At 27.1% G+C, this 288-nt stretch carries 1 protein-coding gene; it reads left to right on the top strand.

What is annotated here, in order from left to right:
* Window positions 1–285, top strand: a 285-nt coding sequence (locus AJ884_RS07635; RefSeq protein ID WP_148123915.1) for a glycohydrolase toxin TNT-related protein, incomplete at its 5' end; no start/stop codon positions are given.
* Window positions 286–288: the final 3 nt, after the last annotated feature.

Here is a 288-nt window from a genome sequence, read left to right as displayed (position 1 = left end):
AAAAGATCATTGCCTTATGAAGATAATGAAGCCATGCAAAAAACCTATAAAAGATATGAAGTAACAGAAGATATTAATATGGAAAGTATTGAAAGAAAGGTTAGAATGAGTGGGAATGAAGAATTAAAAAAAGATATTAAAACATTAAAAGAAAAAAACAAATTCCATTCTCCGAAGATAGGTAAAATATCTCCATGCTTTGAACAAGAAGGTGGAGGAACACAAATTAAACTTCCTATTTCCATAGAAAACTTAATGCAATTAGGTTTTATCAAACAAATATAATAA

It is taken from the genome of Campylobacter sp. BCW_6463 (assembly GCF_001762785.1).
In the GTDB taxonomy this organism is placed as follows: Bacteria; Campylobacterota; Campylobacteria; order Campylobacterales; family Campylobacteraceae; genus Campylobacter_D; species Campylobacter_D jejuni.
This window is presented reverse-complemented; position numbering and strand designations above follow the sequence as displayed.